General features: G+C 61.7%; 23 protein-coding genes, 2 pseudogenes and 1 riboswitch. Of the genes and pseudogenes, 15 read left to right on the forward strand and 10 right to left on the reverse strand.

Annotated features, from left to right (window positions below):
* The first annotated feature begins 25 nt into the window (after window positions 1–25).
* Both lpdA and QMO80_RS14590 read left to right on the forward strand, forming a co-directional pair.
* Window positions 26–1,432 (forward strand): dihydrolipoyl dehydrogenase, encoded by a 1,407-nt coding sequence (gene lpdA, locus QMO80_RS14585; RefSeq protein ID WP_283197207.1) that lies wholly within the window; start codon window positions 26–28, stop codon window positions 1,430–1,432.
* Window positions 1,433–1,536: 104 nt separating this feature from the next.
* A complete protein-coding gene (locus tag QMO80_RS14590) occupies window positions 1,537–2,037 on the forward strand; it encodes a cytochrome b (RefSeq protein ID WP_283197208.1) in 501 nt (166 codons plus the stop codon).
* A gap of 12 nt (window positions 2,038–2,049) precedes the next feature.
* On the opposite strand, the gene QMO80_RS14595 is transcribed toward QMO80_RS14590, so the two are convergent.
* The 3 genes from QMO80_RS14595 to QMO80_RS14605 all read right to left on the reverse strand — a co-directional run bounded on the left by QMO80_RS14595 (window position 2,050) and on the right by QMO80_RS14605 (window position 5,456).
* Window positions 2,050–3,132: a TraB/GumN family protein gene (locus QMO80_RS14595; RefSeq protein ID WP_283197209.1), complete on the reverse strand. Its 1,083-nt coding sequence runs from the start codon at window positions 3,130–3,132 to the stop codon at window positions 2,050–2,052.
* Window positions 3,133–3,297: 165 nt separating this feature from the next.
* Window positions 3,298–4,374 (reverse strand): TraB/GumN family protein, encoded by a 1,077-nt coding sequence (locus QMO80_RS14600; protein WP_283197210.1) that lies wholly within the window; start codon window positions 4,372–4,374, stop codon window positions 3,298–3,300.
* 146 nt (window positions 4,375–4,520) lie between these two features.
* Window positions 4,521–5,456 carry a tyrosine recombinase XerC gene (locus tag QMO80_RS14605; RefSeq protein ID WP_283197211.1) on the reverse strand — a complete coding sequence of 312 codons (936 nt, stop codon included), beginning with the start codon at window positions 5,454–5,456 and terminating at the stop codon, window positions 4,521–4,523.
* A gap of 139 nt (window positions 5,457–5,595) precedes the next feature.
* On the opposite strand from QMO80_RS14605, the gene QMO80_RS14610 reads away from it, so the two are divergent.
* Together QMO80_RS14610 and QMO80_RS14615 are read left to right on the forward strand one after the other, a co-directional pair.
* Window positions 5,596–6,546 (forward strand): GNAT family N-acetyltransferase, encoded by a 951-nt coding sequence (locus QMO80_RS14610; protein WP_283197212.1) that lies wholly within the window; start codon window positions 5,596–5,598, stop codon window positions 6,544–6,546.
* 13 nt (window positions 6,547–6,559) lie between these two features.
* The gene (locus QMO80_RS14615; RefSeq protein WP_283197213.1) at window positions 6,560–7,042 is read left to right on the forward strand and encodes a GNAT family N-acetyltransferase; all 483 of its coding nucleotides are present in this window, start codon (window positions 6,560–6,562) and stop codon (window positions 7,040–7,042) included.
* A gap of 6 nt (window positions 7,043–7,048) precedes the next feature.
* Here QMO80_RS14615 and QMO80_RS14620 read toward each other — a convergent pair.
* Window positions 7,049–7,978: pseudogene (locus QMO80_RS14620) on the reverse strand (dihydrodipicolinate synthase family protein); the annotation flags it as partial.
* Between the two features lie 213 nt (window positions 7,979–8,191).
* On the opposite strand from QMO80_RS14620, the gene QMO80_RS14625 reads away from it, so the two are divergent.
* The 8 genes from QMO80_RS14625 (at window position 8,192) to QMO80_RS14660 (ending at window position 16,246) form a co-directional block, all read left to right on the forward strand.
* Entirely contained in the window at window positions 8,192–10,408 is a 2,217-nt protein-coding gene (locus tag QMO80_RS14625) for a primosomal protein N' (RefSeq protein WP_283197214.1), read from the forward strand.
* Between the two features lie 78 nt (window positions 10,409–10,486).
* Entirely contained in the window at window positions 10,487–10,876 is a 390-nt protein-coding gene (locus tag QMO80_RS14630) for a DUF4345 family protein (protein ID WP_283197215.1), read from the forward strand.
* A 255-nt stretch (window positions 10,877–11,131) separates the two neighbouring features.
* The gene (locus QMO80_RS14635; protein WP_283200189.1) at window positions 11,132–11,698 is read left to right on the forward strand and encodes a F0F1 ATP synthase subunit delta; all 567 of its coding nucleotides are present in this window, start codon (window positions 11,132–11,134) and stop codon (window positions 11,696–11,698) included.
* Window positions 11,698–13,227 carry a F0F1 ATP synthase subunit alpha gene (gene atpA, locus QMO80_RS14640; RefSeq protein ID WP_003589851.1) on the forward strand — a complete coding sequence of 510 codons (1,530 nt, stop codon included), beginning with the start codon at window positions 11,698–11,700 and terminating at the stop codon, window positions 13,225–13,227. Before QMO80_RS14635 ends, atpA begins: the two co-directional genes overlap by 1 nt.
* Before the next feature lie 28 nt (window positions 13,228–13,255).
* Complete coding sequence (locus QMO80_RS14645; RefSeq protein WP_283197216.1) at window positions 13,256–14,140, forward strand: F0F1 ATP synthase subunit gamma; 885 nt, start codon at window positions 13,256–13,258, stop codon at window positions 14,138–14,140.
* Window positions 14,141–14,163: 23 nt separating this feature from the next.
* Window positions 14,164–15,600 (forward strand): F0F1 ATP synthase subunit beta, encoded by a 1,437-nt coding sequence (atpD, locus tag QMO80_RS14650; protein WP_283197217.1) that lies wholly within the window; start codon window positions 14,164–14,166, stop codon window positions 15,598–15,600.
* A complete protein-coding gene (locus QMO80_RS14655; RefSeq protein ID WP_283197218.1) occupies window positions 15,600–15,839 on the forward strand; it encodes a hypothetical protein in 240 nt (79 codons plus the stop codon). Before atpD ends, QMO80_RS14655 begins: the two co-directional genes overlap by 1 nt.
* Window positions 15,839–16,246: a F0F1 ATP synthase subunit epsilon gene (locus tag QMO80_RS14660; protein ID WP_283197219.1), complete on the forward strand. Its 408-nt coding sequence runs from the start codon at window positions 15,839–15,841 to the stop codon at window positions 16,244–16,246. The genes QMO80_RS14655 and QMO80_RS14660 overlap by 1 nt, the downstream gene beginning before the upstream one ends.
* Window positions 16,247–16,388: 142 nt before the next feature.
* Here the strand turns inward: QMO80_RS14660 and QMO80_RS14665 are convergent, their stop codons facing one another.
* From QMO80_RS14665 to QMO80_RS14690, 6 genes and pseudogenes are all read right to left on the reverse strand, one after another.
* A complete protein-coding gene (locus tag QMO80_RS14665) occupies window positions 16,389–17,126 on the reverse strand; it encodes a sugar transferase (protein ID WP_283197220.1) in 738 nt (245 codons plus the stop codon).
* A 167-nt stretch (window positions 17,127–17,293) separates the two neighbouring features.
* Complete coding sequence (locus QMO80_RS14670) at window positions 17,294–18,514, reverse strand: acyltransferase (protein ID WP_283197221.1); 1,221 nt, start codon at window positions 18,512–18,514, stop codon at window positions 17,294–17,296.
* Window positions 18,515–18,580: 66 nt separating this feature from the next.
* Window positions 18,581–19,591, reverse strand: coding sequence for an ABC transporter substrate-binding protein (locus tag QMO80_RS14675; protein ID WP_283197222.1), 1,011 nt, complete (start codon window positions 19,589–19,591; stop codon window positions 18,581–18,583).
* A gap of 68 nt (window positions 19,592–19,659) precedes the next feature.
* Window positions 19,660–20,472 (reverse strand): ABC transporter ATP-binding protein, encoded by an 813-nt coding sequence (locus QMO80_RS14680; RefSeq protein ID WP_283197223.1) that lies wholly within the window; start codon window positions 20,470–20,472, stop codon window positions 19,660–19,662.
* Window positions 20,469–21,275: an ABC transporter permease gene (locus QMO80_RS14685; protein ID WP_283197224.1), complete on the reverse strand. Its 807-nt coding sequence runs from the start codon at window positions 21,273–21,275 to the stop codon at window positions 20,469–20,471. Before QMO80_RS14685 ends, QMO80_RS14680 begins: the two co-directional genes overlap by 4 nt.
* An 11-nt stretch (window positions 21,276–21,286) precedes the next feature.
* A pseudogene (locus QMO80_RS14690) lies at window positions 21,287–21,403 on the reverse strand (HMP/thiamine-binding protein); the annotation flags it as partial.
* Window positions 21,394–21,507: riboswitch (TPP riboswitch) on the reverse strand. (Overlaps the previous pseudogene by 10 nt.)
* A 264-nt stretch (window positions 21,508–21,771) precedes the next feature.
* Here QMO80_RS14690 and soxR point away from each other — a divergent pair.
* From soxR to QMO80_RS14705, 3 genes are all read left to right on the forward strand, one after another.
* Complete coding sequence (gene soxR / locus QMO80_RS14695) at window positions 21,772–22,248, forward strand: redox-sensitive transcriptional activator SoxR (RefSeq protein WP_283197226.1); 477 nt, start codon at window positions 21,772–21,774, stop codon at window positions 22,246–22,248.
* 95 nt (window positions 22,249–22,343) lie between these two features.
* Window positions 22,344–23,114, forward strand: coding sequence for an SDR family NAD(P)-dependent oxidoreductase (locus QMO80_RS14700; RefSeq protein ID WP_283197227.1), 771 nt, complete (start codon window positions 22,344–22,346; stop codon window positions 23,112–23,114).
* A 103-nt stretch (window positions 23,115–23,217) separates the two neighbouring features.
* Complete coding sequence (locus QMO80_RS14705; RefSeq protein ID WP_283200190.1) at window positions 23,218–23,559, forward strand: helix-turn-helix transcriptional regulator; 342 nt, start codon at window positions 23,218–23,220, stop codon at window positions 23,557–23,559.
* Window positions 23,560–23,593: the final 34 nt, after the last annotated feature.

Here is a 23,593-nt window from a genome sequence, read left to right on the forward strand (position 1 = left end):
TGAAAAATCCAAAGGGAAAGAAGCAATGTCCTACGATGTGATCATTATCGGAACCGGCCCGGGCGGCTATGTCTGCGCCGTCAAGGCGGCCCAGCTCGGCCTCAAGGTCGCCGTCGTCGAAAAGCGCGCGACCTATGGCGGCACCTGCCTGAACGTCGGCTGCATTCCGTCGAAGGCGCTGCTGCATGCCTCCGAAATGTTCCATCAGGCCGGCCATGGCATGAGCGCGCTCGGGATCGACATTCCCGCGCCGACGCTCAATCTCGGCAACATGATGGCCCACAAGGACGCGACGGTGAAGTCGAATGTCGACGGCGTCGCCTTCCTGTTCAAGAAGAACAAGATCGATGCCTTCCAGGGCAGCGGCAAGATCGTCTCGGCCGGCAAGGTTGCCGTCACCGCCGCGGACGGCACCGTGCAGGAGATCGAAGGCAAAAACATCGTCATCGCCACCGGCTCCGACGTCGCCGGCATTCCCGGCGTGCAGGTCGAGATCGATGAGAAGACCATCATCTCCTCCACCGGCGGCATCGCGCTGGAAAAGGTGCCGGAAACGCTGATCGTCGTCGGCGGCGGTGTCATCGGGCTCGAGCTCGGCTCTGTCTGGTCGCGGCTCGGCGCCAAGGTCACCGTCGTCGAATATCTCGACACCATCCTCGGTGGCATGGACGGCGAAGTCTCCAAGCAGTTTCAGCGCATGCTCGCCAAGCAGGGCATCGATTTCCATCTCGGCGCCAAGGTCACCGGCGTCGAAAAGGGCGACAAGGGCGCCAAGGTCACCTTCGAGCCGGTCAAGGGCGGCGACAAGGTGGTGCTCGATGCCGAAGTCGTGCTGATCGCCACCGGCCGCAAGCCCTATACGGCGGGGCTCGGCCTCGAAGAAGCGGGTGTTGCGCTCGACAATCGCGGCCGCGTCGAGATCGACGGTCACTTCAAGACCAATGTCGCCGGCATCTATGCGATCGGCGATGTGGTCAAGGGCCCGATGCTGGCGCACAAGGCGGAAGACGAGGGCGTGGCGCTTGCCGAAATCCTCGCCGGCCAGCATGGTCACGTCAATTACGAGGTCATTCCGAGCGTCGTCTATACCCAGCCGGAGATCGCTTCGGTCGGCAAGACCGAGGAAGAGCTGAAGGCGGCGGGTATCGCCTATAAGGTCGGTAAGTTCCCGTTCACGGCGAACGGCCGCGCCCGCGCGATGCTGGCGACCGACGGTTTCGTCAAGATCCTCGCCGACAAGGACACCGACCGGGTGCTCGGCGGCCATATTGTCGGCTTCGGCGCCGGCGAGATGATCCACGAGATCGCCGTCCTGATGGAATTCGGCGGCTCGTCGGAAGATCTCGGCCGCACCTGCCATGCGCATCCGACGATGTCGGAAGCGGTGAAGGAAGCAGCGCTCGCGACCTTCTTCAAGCCGATCCATATGTAATCTTACATATTGGTAACGAAGCATTCAGCCGCTTGCCGCGAGGCAGGCGGCTGTTTTAGTTGTTCCACAGGGCAAAGTTTTACGCATCTGGTGGAAATCAAGACATGCAGCAGCCGTCCATCACGGGTTACAGTGTCAGCCAGCGGCTCCTGCACTGGGCGGTGGCGCTGCTGATTTTCTTCAATCTGCTGTTTCCCGATGGCATGAATGTCTGGCACCGGCTGATGCGCAGGGGCCAGGTGCCGACGCCGGAGCAGATTGCGTCGGCGAATATCCATGCCTATGTCGGCTTCGCCATCCTGCTGCTTGCCGTCGTCAGGCTCGGGCTGCGTTTCATCAACGGCGTGCCGGCCGAGGCGGCGCAGGAGCCGGCGATCTTCCGGCTTGCGGCGAGGCTTGCCCATGCCGGTCTCTATATCCTGATCTTCGCCATGCCGCTGACCGGCATCGCCGCCTACTATTTCGGCATCAATCCTGCGGGATCGTTCCACGCGGATATCCTGAAAATCCTTCTCTGGGCGCTGATCGCGGCACATGTCGCGGGCGCGCTTGTCCATCAGTTCTATTGGAAAACCAATGTGCTGCGCCGCATGACGCTCGGCTGAGTGCCTGCCGGTTCAGTTCACGGCGGTGACGGTAAACCCCTGCCGGCGCAGCAGTTCAACCAAACCGTCGCTGCCGGGCAGATGCGCCGCTCCGACGGCAACCATGGTGCGCCCTTTGTCGAGATAGGGCTTTGCCCGTTCCGCCATGACCTTGTTTCGATCCGTTATCACACGGTTCTCGAATGCTTTTGCAGCAGCCTGATCTGTCGAAACGAACTCCATCAGCGAGAAGATCATTCCGACTTTGCCTTGATCATATAAATCGATCATCGTCTCGGATATGTCATCCATGCCATTGGGAAGTGCCAGAAGCTCCCGCAGATTTTGAAGCATGAAATTGTCCGGGACATCCGAGATGGCTTCAAATTGCTCGGCCGGCGTTTCCAAGCCGACCAGACGGATGCCATCATTGAGTGCGTCGAGAGCAAGAGACTGGTCCAGTACTTTAAAGCCCTTTGCGCTGCGCTTGACGTCGCAACTTCCTGCCTGCAGCCCCATGTAGATGAACCATGGCCGCATCTTCGCCATCAGGTTCATACTGATTCCCTTTTTCTTCAAACCGGCAGCGACGTCGCTGGTAGCATCGGGGGGCAGGATATGATCGAGCGTTTTGTCCCCCTGAAGCGTCGTCAGTTCGGGATGCTTCAAGATTTCCATCGCAAGTTTTTCCGGCTTTGCGACCTCCGCTAACTCGACGGTTAGAGTGTCGATAGTCTCATAGGCATCGTAAAATCCTTCCGGCATATCCAAAACACGGGGATCGCTCACATGCATCGTGCCGAGCAACCAGGAAGGCTCAAGACCTGATTTTTCGATTTTCCAGAAGATCGCATTGCCGTTCGGTATCGTCTCAGCTCTCTCAACTGCTTTTCTGAAACGAACGGGATCTTCCTTTTCCAACTGGGTGAAAAGGTTCTGACCCGGGCAGGCCAGTTCGTCATCCGCCAAGGCATGCGAAAAGGAAAATATCGTCAGCACCGCCGCCATGATGAGCAGTGCGCCGTTCCCGAACGTGGAAAGACCTGTCGAGGCTGCTCTCGAGGCGAAAGCCATATTGTGGCTGAGCATTGAAACTCTCTTGGCGAAAAGGGTCATAAATGCCGCCATGTGACGTATGCAAACTGAGGTTGTCAATCTCGGCGAGACTAACTACCGGGTTTGGACCTGAAGCATGTCGCGCAAAAGTGTTCAGCGGTTTTGCGGCAGCGACATGCGTAAACAAAGAGCGCAAGGAGCGAAACTGAAAGATCACGACGCGCTTTAGTTCACCGCGGTCACCGTAAACCCCTGCTGGCGCAACAATTCGATGACGCCAGCCTTGCCCGGCAGGTGCAGGGCGCCGACTGCCATAAAGACGTTGCCGCCGTCGAGAATGGGGGCGGCGCGCTCGGCCATCACCTTGTTGCGGTCGAGGATGACGCGCTGTTCGAAGGCGGCGTAGTCGCTATCTTCGCCCTGCTTCTCCGGCGTCACGGTCTTCAGCATCGGCATGGTCAGGCCGATATCGCCGGAGAGATAGAGGTCGGTCATCGTCTCGACGACGTCGCTCATCTTGTCGCCGAGCTCCAGCGTCTCGATCAGCGACTTCAGGTGGAATTCGATCGGCAGGTCGGCCATGGCCTGGATCTGCTCGGCAAGGGTTTCCAGCCCCTTGACCTGTTTGCCCTGAGCGACGGCATCGGTGGCGATCTTCTGGTCGAGGAACTGCACGCCTTTGGCCTTGCGGGCGATTTCGCAGGCCGGCAGGGCGACGGCGCTCGAAATCATCCAGGGCCGCATGCGGGAGACGGCACCGAGCGGAATACCGCGCTGCTTCAGGCCGGTTTCGAGGCGTTTGTAATCCTCGGGTGAGAGCAGCTTGTCGATCGTCGTGCCGTCGGTGAACATCGTCAGCTCCGGCCTTGCGAGCAGGGCGGCGGTGGCCTTGCGCTCATCGAGGATCTCGTCGGATTCGATGATGATCGTATTGGCGGCGTCGTGGGCAGCCTGGGCGCGCGGCGGCAGGGCCAGCACGCGCGGATCGGTGACATGCATGCTGCCAAGCAGCCATGAAGGCTGAAGTCCTGCTTTTTCGATCTTCCAGAAAATGCCCTTGCCGTTCGGCGTTGCATCGGCTTCCTTGACCGCCTCGGCGTAGCGGGCGGGATCATTCTGCTGCAGCTCGACCATCAGGTTGCGGCCGGTGCAGGCAGCCGCGTCTTCGGCTGCCGCCGGCCTTGCAGCCAGGAAGGCGACAAACAGGGCGGCAAGAAGCAGCATATGAAAGGCCGCAATCAGCCAGAGCAGCAAATTGCCGGATGCTGCGAGAAAAGTCCGGCGGCCGATTGATGTCGTCATGATGGTGTTCCGGTCACATGCCTTTGGTTTCATGCTCTACGCCCGGCTTGCGCATAATCCTTTAAGAGAATGCGTTAACGAAAGGTTGACGCTGTCACTATCCATGTCGTTGCCCCAAGATCGCTGCGCATTTTGGGCGACATGCATTACGCCCGCGGGTGCGCCCGATCATACACCTCAAGCAGCCGCGACGCATCGACGCCGGTATAGACCTGCGTCGTCGACAGGCTGGCATGGCCGAGCAGTTCCTGAATGGTGCGCAGATCGCCGCCGCCGGCAAGCAGGTGGGTGGCGAAGGAGTGGCGCAGCGCATGCGGTGTCGCCGTCTCCGGCAGGCCGAAAGCACTGCGCAGTTTCTGCATGGCGCGCTGGATGATTGCCGGCTGCAATTTGCCGCCGCGGGCGCCGCGAAACAGCGGTTCGCCGGGCTCGAGATGATAGGGGCAGAGCATGCGATATTTCTCGACCGCGTCGAACACCACGGACAAAAGCGGCACCAGCCGCGTCTTGTTGCCCTTGCCGGTGATGCGCAGCGCGGTGGCGCCCTGCTGCACCTCGGAGGGAATGAGATCCAGCGCTTCGGAGATGCGCAGGCCGCAGCCGTAGAGCAGCGTCATGACGGCCGCATCGCGGGCGGCGATCCAGGGTTCGTCGTGGAGCTGGGCTTCGTTGCTGACGACGGTGATCGCCTGCGTGTCCGACAGCGGCTTGGGCAGCGATTTCGGCTGTTTCGGCGAGCGGATCGCGGCAGCGCCCGCGGCATTGACCAGACCCTTTTTTTCCAAGTGACGCAGCAGCGAACGAAGGCCGGCGAGATTGCGGCCGAGCGAACGGGCGCCGGAGCCCTGCTTGCGCCGGGCAGCCAGGAAGGCGCGGAAGTCGGCAGGGCGCAGCTCCCTGATATCGCCGAGCGTCGCCGGGCCGGCGAGATGGCCGGTCAGGAAGGTCAGGAACTGGCGGGTGTCGCGCTCATAGGCATCGAGTGTATGCTCGGAAAGACGACGCTCGCGGGCGAGATTTTCGAGCCATGCGGCCCGTTCCGCCATCAGGCGCGGATCGGCGATTACAAGCAGTTCGTTCACGTCGCTGGCCTTGAATTTGCCTTCAAGTCCGCCAATTTGAAACAGGAACGGTTATGGAATTGCTAATGCCCGCCAAGCCTTTGTCATCCTTAGATCATATTCCACTGCGATAGCTTATAGCCCATAGACAGGATCTTTCATGGCACGGCGCGACTCCATGACGGCTTTCGGACAGCTCGCGGAAGCGATCGCTCTCGTTTCACAGGGAAAGCCGGGTCATATCGTCGATACGCTGATTGCCGAACGTGGCCAGAGGATCGTAAAAAATCCGCTCTGGCCGGTCATGCGGCCGTTCCTCTACACGCTGCTGCGCTACAACAAGGCGATCGAATTCGCCAATGCCGTCGCCAAGATGCCGGGTTTCCAGTCGTTCGAATATCTGAGCGACGTGCTGAAACTCGATATCGGCATCACCAACGGCGAACGCATTCCCGATGCCGGCGGCTTCATTCTCGTCAGCAACCACCCGACCGGCATCGCCGATGGTGTCGCCGTGTTCGACCTCCTGAAAACGCGCCGGCCGGATATGATGTTCTTCGCCAACCGCGATGCGATCCGGGTCAATCCGCGGTTTGCCGAGATGATCATTCCCGTCGAATGGCGGGAGGAGCATAAGAGCAAGCTCAAGGCGCGCGAAACGCTGCAATTGACCAATCACGCGGTCAGGGAGGGCAAGGCGACCGTGCTCTTCCCGTCAGGCCGCATCGCCTATTGGGCCAACGGCCGGCTGAACGAACGCCCGTGGAAGACCTCGGCGGTCGGGCTAGCGCGCAAATACAATCTGCCGATCCTTCCCGTCCATATGACGGCACGCAATTCCGGCCTGTTCTACTGGCTGGCGAAATGGTCGACGGAACTTCGCGACATGACGGTCTTTCACGAACTCTTGAACAAACGCGGCGACCGCTTCGATTTCGTGATCGGCAATCTCATTCCGGCCGAACATCTGGACGGCGACCTCAACGAGGTGACCAAGGCGCTGGAGAACCATACGGTGCACGATATGGCGGCGGATGGCGATGCGAGTTTCGTGCCGGTCAGCCTGCCGGCCGCAGCAACGCCTCGCGAGCTTCCCGTTCCCGCGGTCTAAATTAGGTTTTGCCATGACGGTCGATATCCGCACGATCCGCGATCGATTGCCGCGGGAGGTCGCAGACCTCGAAAGCGAGGCCCGACAAGAGGGCCATCTCCATATCTCCCGCCTTATCGACGAATGGTCGGCCGGCACCGTCAGGTTCGACCATCACGGCGAAAGACTGCTCGGCGCCTATGTCGGTGAGGCGCTCACCGGCATCGGAGGCCTAACCATCGAATCCGCTGTATCCGGAGCGTTGCGGATGCGGCGTTTCTACATCCGTCCCGAGATGCGCGGGCACGGCATCGGCCGGCTGCTGGCCCTCAATCTGCTCAATCATGCGCGGGATTTCTGCAGCGTGATCACCGTTCATCCGGGCAATCCCGGCGCGGCCAAATTCTGGGAGGCTTTCGGGTTTCAGCCTTGCGGACCGGACGGCGATACACATTGTCTCGAAATCGCCCGCATTTCCGCCGGTCGGGATATTTCCGGCGCGTCCTTCACGCTTTAAGCATCGCGCCTCGATCTCCTCGAGGCGGGCGGCCTGGCGCGCCAGCAGTCGTTCGACATCGGCAATATCGAGCGCCGAGAGCTTGGCGCCCGGCTTGCGCAGGGTGGCGGATTTGATCACGCCGCGCTTGGCAAGAACGTATTTGCGGCAAGCGAGGCCGATGCCCTGCTGCTGTTCGTAGCGGGCGAGCGGCAGATAGGCATCGAAGATGTCATGGGCGCGATCCGGATTTCCGGCCGCATAGGCCACGACGACGCCGACCATCATCTCAGGATAACAAAAGCCGGTCATCGCGCCATCGGCGCCGCGGCCCATCTCTTCGGGCAGGAACAGTCCGCCATTGCCGCAAAGGATGGAGATGCGCCGCATGGCGCCCTTGTCGCTGGCGGCACGGAGCGCCGATATCTTGGCAAGGCCCGGCCAGTCCTCGTGCTTGAGCATGACGCAATTTTGCACCTCGTTGACGATGCGTTCGATCACCTTGGGCGCGATCGTCACATTGGTGGTGAGCGGATAATCCTGCAGCACGAAGGGCGTATCGCCGAGGGTTTCGCCGACCGACTGGTAGAAGGCGAAAGCCTGGTCATCGGTCTTGACGGTCCAGGGCGGCGCGACCATGACGCCGGCCGCACCTTCGCCCATGACCGCTTCGGCAAGTTCGCGCATCGGTGCAAGCCCCGGCGCCGAGACGCCGACGACGACGGGCAGGCGCCCGTCGAGGCGCCTCAGCACACGCTCGACCACGGTCCGCGATTCCTCGGCGGTCAGCTTCGGGGCCTCGCCGAGCTGGCCGAGCACCGTCAGGCCGCTGACGCCGGCGCCTTCGTAGAAATCGACCATGCTGTCGATGCTGTCGAGATCGAGCGCGCCGTCATCGGTGAACGGGGTTACGGCGATCACATAGACACCCTTGGCGTCTTCGGTCAGTCTGGCCATTTGTTCGCTCCAATTCAGCGGCCGAAGAACAGCGCTTCGGCATTTCCAATTGAATCTTTCCGGCAATCTATGCGGCCAATCGTTCGTCCGGCAACCCTTTCTTAAGGGTATAGGCAATCCTGGCGAAGCCGTCGCAATCCGCACCCCTCGTAAGACGCACCGCCTTGTCTTTGCGGTTCCAATTGCATCGATTTGCGGGCATGGTCTCGCCCGATGAGCACAGATTCGTCCGATCTCTTTGGCGCGCTTTTCGAGGCACCGCCCGCGAACCGAACGGTTCCCGTGCTGGTGCCGATGCCGGCGCCCAAACCCTATTCCTATTCGGTGCCGGAGGGCATGGCGGTCGAGCCGGGCTCGGTCGTGCAGGTGCCGCTCGGGCCGCGGCAGGTAATCGGCGTCGTCTGGGACGGCGGCGAGGATGGTGTCGACCCGAAGAAGCTCCGGCCGATCAGCCATGTCTTCGACTGCCCGCCGCTGTCCCGGGAGATGCGCGATTTCATCGATTGGGTCGCGACCTATACGCTTTCGCCGCCCGGCCTCGTCGCCCGCATGGCGCTCCGGGCGCCGAACGCCTTCGAGCCGGAACCGATGGTGGAGGGGCTGAAATTCGTCGGCGGCGAACCGGAGCGGATGACGCCGGCGCGCACCCGCGTGCTGGACACGGCCTCCGACGGTCTGTCCTGGACGCGCAGCGGCCTGGCGCATGCGGCGGGGGTCTCGACCAGCGTCGTCGACGGGCTGATCACGCTCGGCATCTTCGAGACGATATTCCTGCCGCCGCCGCCGGTCGTGGCGATGCCGGACCCCGAATTTGCCGCCGCCCGCCTCGAAGGGCCGCAGAAAGAGGCGGCCGCAGAGATCGTCTGCGATGTCCGCAAGGGTGAATTTTCGGTGTCGCTGATCGATGGGGTGACCGGATCGGGCAAGACCGAGGTCTATTTCGAGGCGATCGCCGAGACGCTGAAACGCGGCAAGCAGGTGCTGATCCTGCTGCCGGAGATCGCGCTGACGGCAAGTTTCCTGGAGCGTTTCCAGGATCGCTTCGGGGCAAAACCGGCCGAATGGCATTCCGATCTCGCGCCGCGCATGCGCGAAAAGGTCTGGCGCCAGGCAGTGACCGGCGAGGTCCGCGTCGTCGCCGGCGCCCGCTCGGCGCTGTTCCTGCCCTTCGAGGACCTCGGCCTGATCATCGTCGACGAGGAGCACGATCCGGCCTACAAGCAGGAGGATCGCGTTTTCTACAATGCCCGCGATATGGCGGTGGTGCGCGGCCGGATCGGCGATTTTCCCGTCATTCTGGTGTCGGCGACGCCGTCGGTCGAAAGCCAGGTCAACGGGCAGAGCGGGCGCTACAGCACCGTGCATCTGCCGACGCGTTTCGGCGACGCGGCGCTGCCGGACCTGCATCTGGTCGACATGCGCCGGCACGCGCCGGAGCGCGGCGGCTTCCTCTCGCCGGTGCTGATCCGGGCGATCGGCAAGACGGTGGAGAAGCGCCAGCAGGCGCTGCTCTTTCTCAACCGGCGCGGTTATGCGCCGCTGACGCTCTGCCGGGTCTGTGGCCATCGTTTCCAATGCCCGCAATGTTCGAGCTGGCTGGTCGAGCATCGTTTCCGCAAGCAGCTGCAATGCCATCAATGCGGTCATGCCGAGCGCACGCCGGAGGCATGCCCGGAATGCGGCACGCTCGACCATCTCGTTGCCTGCGGGCCGGGCGTCGAGCGCATCGCCGAGGAGGTGGAGCGGCATTTCCCGCAGGCGCGGACGATCGTTCTCTCCTCCGATATCATGGGCGGGGTGAAGCGGCTGCGGCTGGAACTGGAGGCGATCGCCAAGGGGGAGGCCGATATCGTCATCGGCACCCAGCTCGTCGCCAAGGGCCATAATTTTCCGCTGATGACGCTGGTCGGCATCGTCGACGCCGATCTCGGTCTTGCCAATGGCGACCCGCGCGCCGCCGAGCGCACCTTCCAGCTTTTGTCGCAGGTGACCGGCCGGGCCGGGCGCACCGGTCTGAAGAGCCACGGGCTGCTGCAGACCTATCAGCCGCAGCATCCTGTCATGCAGGCGATCGTCTCGGGCGATTCCGACGCCTTTTATGAGCGCGAGATCACCGAACGCGAACGCGCCATATTGCCGCCCTTCGGCAGACTGGCCTCGATCATCGTTTCGGCCGAAACCCGCCATGATGCCGAAAACCATGCGCGCGGCATGCGCAACGCCGCACCGCAGGTCTCCGGCATTTCGGTGCTCGGCCCGGCCGAAGCCCCGCTCGCATTGGTGCGCGGCCGCCACCGCTTCCGCCTTTTGGTGCATGGCCGGCGCAACTCCGACATGCAGGGGTTTCTGCGGGCTATGCTGTCGCAATCGCCGAAAGAGCGCGGATCGGTGCAGGTGCAGCTCGATATCGACCCGCAGAGCTTTCTCTAAAACACGCCTCCGCCATTCCCTCCCTTTTCGGCCCATGTCATAAAACACTGATTCTTCCGGGTGATTTGGAGCTGATGCATGGAGTTTTATTTTCCGAACGAGTTCGGCGAGCAGCTGGCGTTCTGCTCCGCCGCCTTCACGGCGCTCGCCGGCTTCATCATGATGTTTGCGCCCGGCCACACCTTCCGCCTTCTTGGCCTGCAGGCGCAGGAGGGGCGGCCGGAAGGATATGGCGAGGGCCGCTCGATGGGCGGTTTCTATCTCGGCTTCGGCCTCTCGGCGATCATGCTCGCCCAGGACTGGATTTACATGGCGCTCGGCGCATCCTTTGCGATGGCGGCCTTTGCCCGTATCATCTCGATCCTGTCCGATAAGGGGAGTAATATCGTCAACTATTTACTCCTGGTTGTGCAGATCGCCTTAGCGGCGCTGCCGCTGCTTTATGTTTTCGGCTTCACCCAGACGTGAATCTCGCGGCCGGCCGGCTGCTTCCCCGGCCGGCTTTCAGGCCGTTGCGCAATTTTGCGGACAGAAATTCATGTGAAAGGCGTATTCGGGCATTACGCGTGTTGCGAGTCCGAACATCCTATGTTAGACGGACCCCGAATTTCGGAAGAAGCAAGAGGCTTCTCTTGTGATTTCTGGGGGAAATCAAAACGAATTCAAGATCATAGGTTCGGCGCCCGCCGAGAGCCGGATTTTGGGTTGAAATCAGGGAAATTTGTGCCAGTGGCAGACACGTCCCAGCTTACATCTGGTGTTGCCGAGCGCTATGCCTCGTCGCTTTTCGATCTGGCGCTCGAGCAGGGCGCCGTCGATAGCGTAACCGCCGATCTTGACCGTTTCCAGGCGATGCTGGATGAGAGCGCCGATCTGAAGCGCTTCGTCGCAAGCCCGGTTTTCTCGGCCGAGGACCAGCTGAAGGCGATCGTCGCCATCAGCGAGAAGGCCGGAATCAGCGGCTTCTTCGCCAATTTCCTGAAGGTCGTGGCGCGCAACCGCCGCCTGTTTGCCCTGCCGGGCATGATCAAGGCCTTCCGCATCATCGCCGCGAACCATCGCGGTGAAATCGCCGCCGAGGTCACCTCGGCGCATGCGCTTTCGCAAGCGCAGGAAACCGAATTGAAGGTGGCACTCAAGAGCGTTACCGGCAAAGACGTGACGATTTCAGTCACGGTTGATCCGTCAATTCTTGGTGGTCTGATCGTCAAGGTCGGGTCTCGCCAGATTGATACGTCTCTTCGTACCAAACTCTCCACTCTTAAGCTCGCATTGAAAGAGGTTGGCTGATGGATATCCGCGCCGCGGAAATTTCCGCAATTCTCAAAGACCAGATCAAAAATTTCGGCAAAGAGGCAGAAGTCTCGGAAGTCGGCCAGGTTCTCTCCGTCGGTGACGGTATCGCCCGCGTCTATGGTCTGGACAATGTCCAGGCCGGTGAAATGGTCGAGTTCCCGGGCGGCATCCGCGGCATGGCGCTGAACCTCGAATCCGACAATGTCGGCGTCGTCATCTTCGGCTCCGACCGCGACATCAAGGAAGGCGACACCGTCAAGCGGACCGGCGCCATCGTCGACGTTCCGGTCGGTCCGGAACTGCTCGGCCGCGTCGTCGACGCGCTCGGCAATCCGATCGACGGCAAGGGCCCGATCAACGCGACGCGCCGTTCGCGCGTCGACGTCAAGGCTCCCGGCATCATTCCGCGCAAGTCGGTTCATGAGCCGATGTCGACCGGCCTCAAGGCCATCGACGCGCTGATCCCGGTCGGCCGCGGCCAGCGCGAGCTGGTCATCGGCGACCGCCAGACCGGCAAGACCGCCATTCTTCTCGATGCCTTCCTCAACCAGAAGGCCATTCACGACAACGGCCCCGAGGGCGAGAAGCTTTACTGCGTCTACGTCGCCGTCGGCCAGAAGCGTTCGACCGTTGCCCAGTTCGTCAAGGTGCTCGAAGAGCGCGGCGCATTGAAGTATTCGATCATCGTTGCCGCCACCGCTTCCGACCCGGCGCCGATGCAGTTCCTGGCTCCGTTCGCCGGCTGCGCCATGGGTGAATATTTCCGCGACAACGGCATGCATGCGCTGATCGGTTACGACGACCTGTCGAAGCAGGCCGTGTCCTACCGCCAGATGTCGCTGCTGCTGCGCCGCCCGCCTGGCCGCGAAGCCTATCCGGGCGACGTTTTCTACCTGCATTCGCGCCTGCTCGAGCGCGCTGCGAAGATGAACGACGACAAGGGCGCCGGTTCGCTGACCGCTCTGCCGGTTATCGAAACGCAGGGCAACGACGTGTCGGCCTTCATTCCGACCAACGTGATCTCGATCACCGACGGCCAGATCTTCCTTGAAACCGACCTGTTCTACCAGGGTATCCGCCCGGCCGTGAACGTCGGTCTGTCGGTCTCCCGCGTCGGCTCGTCGGCGCAGATCAAGGCGATGAAGCAGGTTGCCGGCTCGATCAAGGGCGAACTCGCCCAGTATCGCGAAATGGCCGCCTTCGCCCAGTTCGGTTCGGATCTCGACGCTGCGACGCAGCGCCTGCTGAACCGCGGCGCGCGCCTGACCGAACTCCTGAAGCAGCCGCAATTCTCGCCGCTGAAGACGGAAGAGCAGGTCGCGGTGATCTTCGCCGGCGTCAACGGCTATCTCGACAAGCTGCCGGTCGCATCGGTCGGCAAGTTCGAGCAGGGCTTCCTCTCCTATCTGCGTTCGGAAGGCTCCGCCATTCTCGACGCGATCCGCACGGAAAAGGCAATCAGCGACGATACCAAGGGCAAGCTCACCGCTGCTCTCGATAGCTTCGCAAAGTCTTTCTCGTAATCAGGCCCTAAGTTAGGACGGATCACGGATGCCTTCACTTAAGGATCTGAAAAACCGGATCGCCTCCGTCAAGGCGACGCAGAAGATCACCAAGGCGATGAAAATGGTCGCCGCGGCGAAGCTTCGGCGTGCGCAGGAGGCGGCCGAGGCCGCCCGGCCTTATTCGCAGCGCATGGGTGCGGTTCTGGCGAACATCGCCAAGGCCGTCACCGATGCGGACGGCGCACCGACGCTGATGACCGGCACCGGCAAGGACCAGGTTCATCTGCTGGTGGTCTGCACGGCCGAACGCGGCCTTTGCGGCGGCTTCAACTCGCAGATCGCACGCTTTGCGCGCGACCACGTGCGCAAGCTGGTTGCCGAAGGCAAGACGGTGAAGATCTTCACCGTCGGCAAGAAGGGTTACGACATCCTTCGCCGAGAATATGCTTCGCTGATCATCGAGCGCAAGGAATTGCGCGACGTCAAGCGCATCGGCTTCGAGAATGCGGACCAGATCGGCAAGCGCATCATCGAGATGTACGGGGCAGGCGAATTCGACGTCTGCACGCTGTTCTATTCCGAATTCAAGTCGGTGATCAGTCAGATCCCGACGGCGCAGCAGCTCATTCCGGCTTCGACCGGCGCAGTGCAGGCCGAAGATGCGGCACATGCCGGCGCAGTCTACGAATATGAGCCGGATCCGGCGTCGATCCTCGAAGACCTGATCCCGCGCAACATTTCCGTCCAGATCTTCCGCGCGCTCCTTGAGAACGTCGCCGGCGAAATGGGCGCGAAGATGAGCGCCATGGACAATGCGACGCGTAATGCCGGTGAGATGATCAACAAACTGACGCTGAGCTACAACCGCCAGCGTCAGGCGCAGATCACCAAGGAACTCATTGAAATCATTTCGGGCGCGGAAGCGCTCTGAGGCTAGGAAAAGAGGGTCAGAAAATGGCTGAGGCAGCTACCCCCAAGATCGGCTCTGTCGGCAGGGTCACACAGGTTATCGGCGCCGTCGTCGACGTTGCTTTCGAAGGCGAACTGCCGAAGATCCTGAACGCGCTGGAAACCACCAACAACGGCGTCCGTCTGGTTCTCGAAGTTGCACAGCACCTTGGCGAGAACGAAGTTCGTACGATCGCGATGGACTCGAGCGAAGGTCTGGTCCGCGGCCAGGAAGTCACCGATACCGGTGCTCCGATCATGGTTCCGGTCGGCAACGAGACGCTCGGCCGTATCATGAACGTCATCGGCGAGCCGGTCGACGAAGCAGGCCCGCTGGTCACCACGCACAAGCGCGCCATCCACCAGGATGCGCCCTCCTATGTCGAGCAGTCGACGGAAGCGCAGATCCTCGTCACCGGCATCAAGGTCGTCGACCTTCTGGCGCCTTACGCACGCGGCGGCAAGATCGGCCTGTTCGGCGGCGCCGGCGTCGGCAAGACGGTTCTGATCATGGAACTGATCAACAACGTCGCCAAGGCGCATGGTGGTTACTCGGTTTTCGCGGGCGTCGGTGAACGCACCCGCGAAGGCAACGACCTCTACCATGAAATGATCGAATCGAACGTCAACAAGCATGGCGGCGGCGAAGGCTCGAAGGCCGCGCTGGTTTACGGCCAGATGAACGAACCGCCGGGCGCCCGCGCCCGCGTCGCTCTGACCGGCCTGACGGTCGCCGAACACTTCCGCGACCAGGGCCAGGACGTGCTGTTCTTCGTCGACAACATCTTCCGCTTCACCCAGGCAGGTTCCGAAGTGTCGGCTCTGCTCGGCCGCATCCCGTCGGCCGTCGGCTATCAGCCGACGCTCGCAACCGACATGGGTCAGATGCAGGAGCGCATCACCACGACGACGACCGGCTCGATCACCTCGGTCCAGGCCATTTACGTTCCGGCCGACGACTTGACCGACCCGGCGCCGGCAACCTCGTTCGCGCACCTTGACGCGACGACGGTTCTGTCGCGCTCGATCGCCGAAAAGGGCATCTACCCGGCCGTCGATCCGCTCGACTCGACCTCGCGCATGCTCGACCCGATGGTCGTCGGCGAAGAGCATTACGAAGTCGCCCGTAAGGTCCAGTCGACGCTGCAGCGCTACAAGGCCCTGCAGGACATCATCGCCATCCTGGGCATGGACGAACTGTCCGAAGAGGACAAGATTGCCGTTGCCCGCGCCCGCAAGATCGAGCGTTTCCTGTCGCAGCCGTTCTTCGTCGCCGAAGTCTTCACCGGCTCGCCGGGCAAGCTGGTTGCGCTCGAAGACACGATCAAGGGCTTCAAGGGCCTCGTCAACGGCGAATACGATCACCTGCCGGAAGCTGCCTTCTACATGGTCGGCTCGATGGAAGAAGCGATCGAAAAGGCCAAGAAGCTCGCAGCTGCTTGATGAGCGACGCGCTAAACGAGATATTCTGCTGCGATTCCCTGAAGGGGGTCGTGGCGGATCTTCCGGAACCTGCCGCGCCGACCATCTATCGCGCCGATAACGGCGTGCTGATGATGGTGGTCGGCCTGGTCCAGAGCGAGGAAGGCCTCGGTTATCTCGACCAAGCGATAATGCACTGCCCGTTCTGCGGGACCCAATTGCAAGATGCGAAAGCCATAGCCGAGAAGGTAAGTCACTGATGGCTGACAATTTCAACTTTGAGCTCGTTTCGCCCGAGCGTCTGCTGCTGTCGGAAATGGTGACCGAGGTCGTCATTCCCGCGACGGAAGGCGAAATGACCGTCATGGCGCACCATGCGCCGACGATGACGACGGTCAAGCCGGGTCTCGTGAGCGTGCGTTCGGCCTCCGGCAAGAAGCAGGACTATGTCGTATTCGGCGGTTTCGCCGATATCCTGCCGACCGGCTGCACATTGCTTGCCGAATCCGCCGTACCGGTCGAGGAACTCCACAAGGACGAGCTGACCCGTCGCATCGAGGCCGCCCGCAGGGAACTCGAGCATGCCGAGCTGCACGAGCATAAGTCGAAGCTCGAGCACTTCATCATGGAACTGACGCATCTGAGCGGCATCGTCCAACAGGATTGATCGCAATCGATTTTGCAACGATGAAAGGCGGCTCAAGAGCCGCCTTTTTGTATTGTTCATCTCTCGGGATGCGCAGGCAAGGTGGGCGGTTTCAAACGAGAAAGCGGCGGCTATGGCCGCTTTGCCGACATGCCGGATCGGCTCAGAAGCCGGTGCCGCCGCGCAGCTCGATGACGAGCGTCTTCAATAGAATCTTCAAGTCGAGCAACAGGCTGAAATTCCTGACATAATAGATATCGCAGGCGATGCGGGCGCGGGCTTGCAGCGGTCGCGCCGTCGGGCCGCGCCAGCCGCGCGTCTGCGCAAGGCCGGTGATGCCGGGGCGCATGATGTGGCGCTGGTGGTAGTCCGGCACCAGTTCCTCATAGAGCCTGCCGGCTGCGCGCATATTGATCGCATGGCAGCGCGGACCGACCAGCGACATCTCGCCGATAAGGACGTTGAAAAGCTGCGGCAGCTCGTCGATGTTGGTCCTTCGCAGCACAGCGCCGATGCCGGTCATCCGGCTGTCGCCCTTGACGGTCTGCCGAATGCCGCTCGGATCACAATCTTCGGCCCGCATCGAGCGGAACTTGAAGACCATGATCTTCCGGCCGTTCAGTCCCCAGCGGATCTGGCGGAAAAATACCGGACCGCCATCGTCGAGTTTGATGAAGAGAGCGATCGCCAGAAAAAACGGCGCCAGCACGATGAGGGCGCTGACGGAGGCGACGATGTCGAACAGCCGCTTTACGCCCAGTCGCATAGCCATCTTTCTTTCGACAGGCGAAAAGCTGTTCGGCTGGCGAATGTTGGAGTTCGCGACAACCAAGGTCCTGGTTTTGTCCTGACGCTGAGACGGATCGAAGCGTGAATTCTTCTTCGAAGTAAAAGCATTCATTACGCAAGGTCCACAAGTTTAGCTGCGATACTGAACTACAGGGAGACAGATACATGCTCATCTACCGTTTGTCATCGGTATAAATAAGAATCCCGTAACCCTAAAGAAGCCAAAAATGGGAGTATCTCGCGGTTAACCTTAACGCCTTAGTTGAAATGACTGGAAATTTATACTTTAAAAGGAGTAGCCCGATTGGGTTGGTGGGGTGTCAGGCGGTTGCCGAGATCGATCGCCGGTTTCTCCAGCAGGTGGTAGCTGAGGCTGGCGACGAGAAGGACGAGCGCTGCCGCCAGTCCGCAAGACTGCAGCCAGCCGGTGACGACATTTTCCGTGGAAGCGCCGAACGAACCGGGCTCGAGCCTCTGGATCGATATCAGGATGATCTCCTGCCAGATATAGATGCCGAAGGAGATCTTGGCGATGTAGCGGATGGGTGCATTGTCGAGCAGCCTGCCGAGGTGTTGCGAATGGCAGAGCGAAACGAGCGCCGTTGCGATCGCCAGCGGAAAGACCGGAAAGCCATAAGGGATTTCGAGCCAGCCGTAGGCTTCAGGGGTGCCGCCGGGCGATATGACTAGGCGGTAGCCGGCAACGGCGAGGGCCAGCAGCGCTGCGGCATCGAACCAGAAGGAGGGCCGTCTTCCGAGCATGACCTCGACGCCGGCGGCGAACGCACCAAGGGCGAAGACGGAAAAGAAGCCGATCGGATTATATCGCGGCATCCACTCCTTCGCCCCGCCCTGGAGGCCGTATTGCCAGCCGCGCCCGATGTCGTCGAGCGGAAAGACGATGAGGATCAGCACATGGGCGAGGAGGACGCCTGCGATGACGCAAAGCCAGGCGAAGCGGGCAAGCGGCGGACGCTGCCTGAGCAGGGGCAAACGAAACAGCAGGAAAAAGCAGACCGGCAGCAGCACATAGCTGGTGACCTCGAAGGGAATCGACCAGAGCGGGCCGTCGGCTTCGACGGGAAAAAATGTGCGCCAATGCCATTGGCTCATGAACAGCAGCCCGGAGACGTAGCGGAGCGTCAGCTCCGGCGTCAGCGGCAGGGCAAGCAGCGTCAGGCTGAGGGTGAAGCTGACGGTTGCGGCCACCCAGAAGCCCGGCGCGATGCGCGCCGCCCTGCGGATCGCGTAATGGCGCAGGCTCGGCATGGCGCGGCCGTCGTCGAGCGCGCGCCAGAAGGGATGGGCGAGAAGAAAGCCGCTGAGCACGAAGAAGATGGCAACGCCGAAATTGCCGAAGCGGAGGATCTGCGCAGCCGTTCCCAGTTCGTCGGGAATTCTGCGCATATCCAGCCGGAGCGCGAGGTGGTGGGCGAGCACCAGCAGACAAGCCGTCGCGCGCAGAAAGTCCGCTCCGGCCAGTCTTCCCTGTTGTCGCATCCTGTCCCTCGCCCTACCCGGTGACTTTGCCGCGGAACGCGGCGGCGGGCAAGGCCGGGGCTGGGCTCAGGCCAAGAGATCGTTGGTATAATAGGTGGAAAAGTCCGGCTTCTCCTTGAGCGCGGCGCCATTCGCATCGACCAGAATGCCGTTCTCGAGCAGGAAGCCACCGATGGCATCGGCCTTTGCCGGATCGAGCGTGCCGATCACGCCGGCTTCGGACTTCAGGAAGTGACCTTCGATCAATGCCTTCTGCGAGGCTTTCACCAGTTCGGTGTTCATCAGCGCGCCATTGCTTTCGGATATCAGCAGCGCGCAGGCCTCGTCGGGATGATCGACGGAATAGGCATAACCCTTCAGCGTTGCCTGAATGAAAGCGCGGGCATTGTCCCGATTGGCCGAGAGATAGGCGTCGCTGGAGACGATGACCGTCGTCTGCTCGTCGGGAATGCCGTAGTCGGAATAGTGGAAGCGGCTGATTTTCCGGTTTTCCAGTTCGGCGGCAACGCCTTCCCAGGTATAGATCTCCAGGGTGAAATCGATCGAGCCATTGTCCAGCGCCTCGTAGGCGGAGGTGCCGAGCGTGACGGTCTTGACCTCGCCTTTGCCGCCATCGTTGCGGATCATCGCCGAGATCAGCGCGCTCTCCCAGGTGCCGCCGAAGCCGCCATAGGTCTTGCCGTCGAGATCCCTGGGGCTCTTGATGTCGTCGCGTCCGCCCTTGAAGATCAGCCGCGCTGTTTCGGTCTGGACGACGCCGTAGACCATCTTCACGTCGCCGCCGGCGGCGCGCTGGGTGATGGCCTCGATCTCGCTGCTGATGCCGAAGTCGGCGACGCCGTTCGATACCAGCGTTCCGGCGCTGGTATCGGTAAAGGGAAGAATTTCGACATCGAGGCCGGCAGCCTCATAGAAGCCCTTCGCCTTGGCGACATAGATGCCGATATGGTTGGTGTTGGGCGTCCAGTCGAGGGCGATGCGCGCCTTTGCGGGCGCCGACTGGGCGAAGGCCGGGCGGCCGGCAAGGCTTGCCGCGATGGCGGCGAAGATCGTCTGGCGACGGGTGAGAAGCAGCATGGTGACCTCCTCGGGTCTCTAGAGCATGATGTTGAAAAGTGTGAGCGATTTTCTCATGGCATCATGCTCTAACTCTTTAAATTGGAACGGGATTCAGATTTTAGGCCGACAGGCCTGAAATCATCCTGTTCCAGCGGATGAAGCAGGGTTTGCAGGATTTCGGTTTCGATCGCCTGGGCCGCCGGCGAGCCGAGATCGGCAATGCTTCTCGGACGGGGCAGGGGAACGTGGAATTCGCGGATGATACGCGCCGGTCGGGCCGAAAGCACGTAGATGCGGTCGGAGAGGAACACCGCCTCGCGGACATCATGGGTGATCAGCAGCGCCGTCCAGCGGTGTTCGGTCCACATGCCCTGCAGCCATTCCTGGATCTGCGTGCGCGTCAGCGCGTCGAGCGCGCCGAACGGCTCGTCGAGCAGCAGCATGTCCTGGGTCTGGACGACGGTGCGCAGCAGGGCGGCGCGCTGACGCATGCCGCCGGACAGTTCGGAGGGATAATGGTGTTCGAAACCGGCAAGACCGAAGCGCTCGAACAGCGGCGCCACCGCGGCGCGGGCCGCCCGGCGGCTCATGCCCCGCACCTCGAGGCCAAGGGCGGCATTGTCGATGATCCGGCGCCAAGGCATCAGCGCATCGCGCTGCGGCATGAAGGCGAAGGAGTGCGGCGCCTCTTCCAGCGGCGTGCCTTTGAAAAGCACGGTGCCGGAATTGGGCCGAAGCGCCTGCGTCAGCAAGCGGAGCACCGTCGATTTTCCGGAGCCGGACGGGCCGACGATCGAGACGAACTCGCCGTTTGCGACGCTGAGCGAGATATCGCCCAGCACCTTCATGCCGTCGAAGGATTTGGCGATATTGCGCAGTTCAACCATTCTATCGCTCATCGGCGCCGCTCCCCGGATGGCTGCCAGGGCATGAGGAGGCGCTGGATCACGAGCGTCAGGCCGAAGAGGCAGAGGGTGAGCACGGCGCTGACGACGACGGCGGCGAGCACGAGATCGGGACGGAAATTGTTCTTGGCGTTGAGGATGTAGATGCCGAGGCCGCGGGCGGCGCCGGCATATTCGGCAAAGATCGCCCCGACGACGGCATAGGTGATCGAAATTCTGAGGCCGGCGAAGAAATAAGGCAGCGCGGAGGGAAGCCGTGCCAGGCGGAAGATGCGCCAGCGGCTCGCCTTCATCGAGTTCAAGAGTTCGGCGATGTCGCGGTCGGTCGATTCATAGCCCTGCAGCAGGGCGACGAGCAGCGGGAAGAAGGTGACGAGCGCCACCAGCAGGATCTTCGGCAACAGGCCGAAACCGAACCAGAGGACGACAAGCGGCGCGATCGCCACCAGCGGCAGGGTCTGGCTGGCGATGAAGATCGGCAGCAAGGCCCGGCGCATGAAGGGCATGAAATCCATGAGGATCGAAGCGGCGAAGGCGAAGGCAAGCGACAGCGCGAAACCGCCGAGCGTCGCGCCGAGCGTCGGCCAGGTGTTCGATATCAGCGCCTCGCGGTTCAGCCAGCCTTGGATGAGAATGCGCGAAGGCGCCGGCAGGATGGAAGGTTTGATGCCGGAGAGATCGACATAGACTTCCCATGCCGCCAGAAAGGCGCAGCCCGCGAGCAAGGCGGGTATTGCCCGGTACAGGGCAGTGCCGAGCGCGGCAAGGCGCGAATCCTGAGGTCGTGGCAGTGTCATCAGCGTCTGATTTCAGTCTCGATGCGCAGCCGGTCGTGATCGGGATCGAGCGCCTCGACGGCATCGAGAATGATGCCGGCGACATTGCCGGATATCGGATAGAATGACACTTGTGCGCGTGAGAACATCTGAACCTCGCTCCGCTGGCATTACCCAGATCAGCTTTGAAGGGTCCAGAGGCTTGCGCCTCACATCTCAGCCCCGGCGATACGGAGCTCCCCTGTATTTCGGCGGAAACTATCACCCGGGTTTTTTTCCCGCAACCGCAAAATTGCGACCCCGTCCGTCCTGTCGGAGTGGATCTGATGTCAGGGAAACACCCGAGCGGAAGTCCCGCTCGGGTGTTCCTCGGTGGGCCCGTACCTGCCGGGAACGGGACCGCAGCTTGCTGCCTCAGGCGGCGGTATCGGCATGCGTAAGGGCGCGCGCCCGATCGGCTTTACGATTGCAGGAACAGGGGTTATAAAACCTCAACTAATATTGAGGTCAAGAGGCGATGGATCGGATTTCGGCAGCGCAGCCCGGCAGGCTGCTGACGGTCGGCGAGGTGGCGGAGCGCAGCGGCCTTGCCGTTTCGGCGCTGCATTTCTACGAGACCAAGGGTTTGATCTCGAGCATCCGCTCCCGCGGCAACCAGCGGCGCTACGGGCGCGACGTGCTTCGCCGCCTCGGCATCATCAAGGTGGCGCAGCGTGTCGGTATTCCGCTTGCGGAAATTCAGGCGGCGTTCCAGTCGCTGCCGCAGGGGCGCACGCCGACGGCCGCCGATTGGCAGACGCTGTCGGCACGATGGAAGGACGATCTCGACCAGCGAATCGGCCAGCTCAGCCTGCTGCGTGACCGCCTGGCCGGCTGCATCGGCTGCGGCTGCCTGTCGATCGAAAGCTGTCCGCTGCGCAATCCCTGCGACCGGCTCGGCAGGCAAGGGCCGGGTGCGCGGCTGCTGGAGACCGAAAACGAGCCCGTTGTTTAGTCCTGGCTTTCCCCGGAAAGATCGATGCCTGCCTTTCTTTCGGCCGCGGTGCTCATATGTTAAGGGCAAGTGAAGCAACCGAGGAGGACGGCTTCGTGTTTCATCCCAGACTGTTCGAAAATCGCAATGTCGTCGTCACCGGCGCCGGTCGCGGCATCGGCCTCGAAGTCGCTCGGCAGTTTCTGGATTGCGGCGCGAAGGTCATCGTTCACACCGGGCGCAAGCCGGGGCGGGACCTGCCGGATTTCCTGCTGACAGCCGAATCGGAAAGACGGGCGCTGCTGCTGCATGCCGATTTCTCCGCCGCTGGCGGGGCGGCGCAATTTGCCGAAGATGTTCTCGCTTTCTTCGACAAGGTGCATGTGCTCGTCAACAATGCCGGCACCATGCTCGGCCGTTTTCCGGCCGCGACGCTGACCGACGCGGAATACGAGGCGGTCGTCCGGCTCAACCAGACATCGGTGGTGGCGCTGACGCGGGCATTGCTGCCGGCATTGAAGGCGGCCGAGGGTGCTGCCGTCGTCAACACCGTTTCGATCTCGGCGCTGACCGGCGGCAGCCCCGGCTCCTCGATCTATTCGGCCTCGAAAGCCTTCGTCGCGACCTATTCCAAGGCGCTTGCCCGCGAGCTTGCCCCGGATGGCATCCGCGTCAACTGCGTCTCGCCGGGAACGATCGAGACGGATTTCCACGAGCGCTATTCCTCCAGGGAAAAGCTGGAGCAGACCCGGAAATCCATCCCGCTGCAGCGGCTCGGCACGGCGGAGGATTGCGCTCCCGCCTATCTGTTCCTGGCCGCTCCTTTACTCTCGGGATACATTACCGGCCAGGTGATCGAGATCAATGGCGGACAGCTTATCTGCTGATTTACTTGGACCTTTTTTGGCATTTCATCACTATTGACCAATTCGCTTGTGCGAATATGCTATTGTGCTGATCTACCACACCGCCTCCCTTCCGAGATATCGAATGCCGTTGCCTAAACCGGAGCCGGGAATGACCGGCCAGGACTTGCACATACTCGCTGGAAAAGCCCATGAAGCGAGCGATTTGCTGAAAGCTTTGGCGCATCACACCCGACTTCTGATCCTCTGCATCTTGGCGAAACAGGAGCGGACGGTCGGTGAAATCGAAAATATTCTCGGCATACAGCAGGCGATGGTGTCGCAGCAGCTTGCGCGTTTGCGGCTCGAAGGCCTGGTCAATACGCGCCGCCAGGGCAGGCTGGTTTATTACAGCATCGGCAATGTCAGCGTGCTTGCCTTCCTCGAATCGCTGTTCGATCTTTTTCCCATTGCGGAAAACTGTTAGCGCCGCCTTGCGGAGCACTACTGCTAAGTCGAAG

It is taken from the genome of Rhizobium sp. BT03 (assembly GCF_030053155.1).
Classification (GTDB): Bacteria; Pseudomonadota; Alphaproteobacteria; order Rhizobiales; family Rhizobiaceae; genus Rhizobium.

What these genes read in the sequence shown, in the direction of transcription:
- QMO80_RS14685 (WP_283197224.1), bottom strand. Translation starts at nt 21,275, where the DNA reads ATGACACTGCCACGACCTCAGGATTCGCGCCTTGCCGCGCTCGGCACT.
- QMO80_RS14625 (WP_283197214.1), top strand. Translation starts at nt 8,192, where the DNA reads ATGAGCACAGATTCGTCCGATCTCTTTGGCGCGCTTTTCGAGGCACCG.
- QMO80_RS14655 (WP_283197218.1), top strand. Translation starts at nt 15,600, where the DNA reads ATGAGCGACGCGCTAAACGAGATATTCTGCTGCGATTCCCTGAAGGGG.
- atpA (WP_003589851.1), top strand. Translation starts at nt 11,698, where the DNA reads ATGGATATCCGCGCCGCGGAAATTTCCGCAATTCTCAAAGACCAGATC.
- QMO80_RS14630 (WP_283197215.1), top strand. Translation starts at nt 10,487, where the DNA reads ATGGAGTTTTATTTTCCGAACGAGTTCGGCGAGCAGCTGGCGTTCTGC.
- QMO80_RS14665 (WP_283197220.1), bottom strand. Translation starts at nt 17,126, where the DNA reads ATGAATGCTTTTACTTCGAAGAAGAATTCACGCTTCGATCCGTCTCAG.
- QMO80_RS14645 (WP_283197216.1), top strand. Translation starts at nt 13,256, where the DNA reads ATGCCTTCACTTAAGGATCTGAAAAACCGGATCGCCTCCGTCAAGGCG.
- QMO80_RS14660 (WP_283197219.1), top strand. Translation starts at nt 15,839, where the DNA reads ATGGCTGACAATTTCAACTTTGAGCTCGTTTCGCCCGAGCGTCTGCTG.
- QMO80_RS14705 (WP_283200190.1), top strand. Translation starts at nt 23,218, where the DNA reads ATGCCGTTGCCTAAACCGGAGCCGGGAATGACCGGCCAGGACTTGCAC.
- QMO80_RS14600 (WP_283197210.1), bottom strand. Translation starts at nt 4,374, where the DNA reads ATGACGACATCAATCGGCCGCCGGACTTTTCTCGCAGCATCCGGCAAT.
- QMO80_RS14675 (WP_283197222.1), bottom strand. Translation starts at nt 19,591, where the DNA reads ATGCTGCTTCTCACCCGTCGCCAGACGATCTTCGCCGCCATCGCGGCA.
- QMO80_RS14595 (WP_283197209.1), bottom strand. Translation starts at nt 3,132, where the DNA reads ATGACCCTTTTCGCCAAGAGAGTTTCAATGCTCAGCCACAATATGGCT.
- soxR (WP_283197226.1), top strand. Translation starts at nt 21,772, where the DNA reads ATGGATCGGATTTCGGCAGCGCAGCCCGGCAGGCTGCTGACGGTCGGC.
- QMO80_RS14610 (WP_283197212.1), top strand. Translation starts at nt 5,596, where the DNA reads ATGGCACGGCGCGACTCCATGACGGCTTTCGGACAGCTCGCGGAAGCG.
- QMO80_RS14615 (WP_283197213.1), top strand. Translation starts at nt 6,560, where the DNA reads ATGACGGTCGATATCCGCACGATCCGCGATCGATTGCCGCGGGAGGTC.
- atpD (WP_283197217.1), top strand. Translation starts at nt 14,164, where the DNA reads ATGGCTGAGGCAGCTACCCCCAAGATCGGCTCTGTCGGCAGGGTCACA.
- QMO80_RS14590 (WP_283197208.1), top strand. Translation starts at nt 1,537, where the DNA reads ATGCAGCAGCCGTCCATCACGGGTTACAGTGTCAGCCAGCGGCTCCTG.
- QMO80_RS14670 (WP_283197221.1), bottom strand. Translation starts at nt 18,514, where the DNA reads ATGCGACAACAGGGAAGACTGGCCGGAGCGGACTTTCTGCGCGCGACG.
- lpdA (WP_283197207.1), top strand. Translation starts at nt 26, where the DNA reads ATGTCCTACGATGTGATCATTATCGGAACCGGCCCGGGCGGCTATGTC.
- QMO80_RS14680 (WP_283197223.1), bottom strand. Translation starts at nt 20,472, where the DNA reads ATGAGCGATAGAATGGTTGAACTGCGCAATATCGCCAAATCCTTCGAC.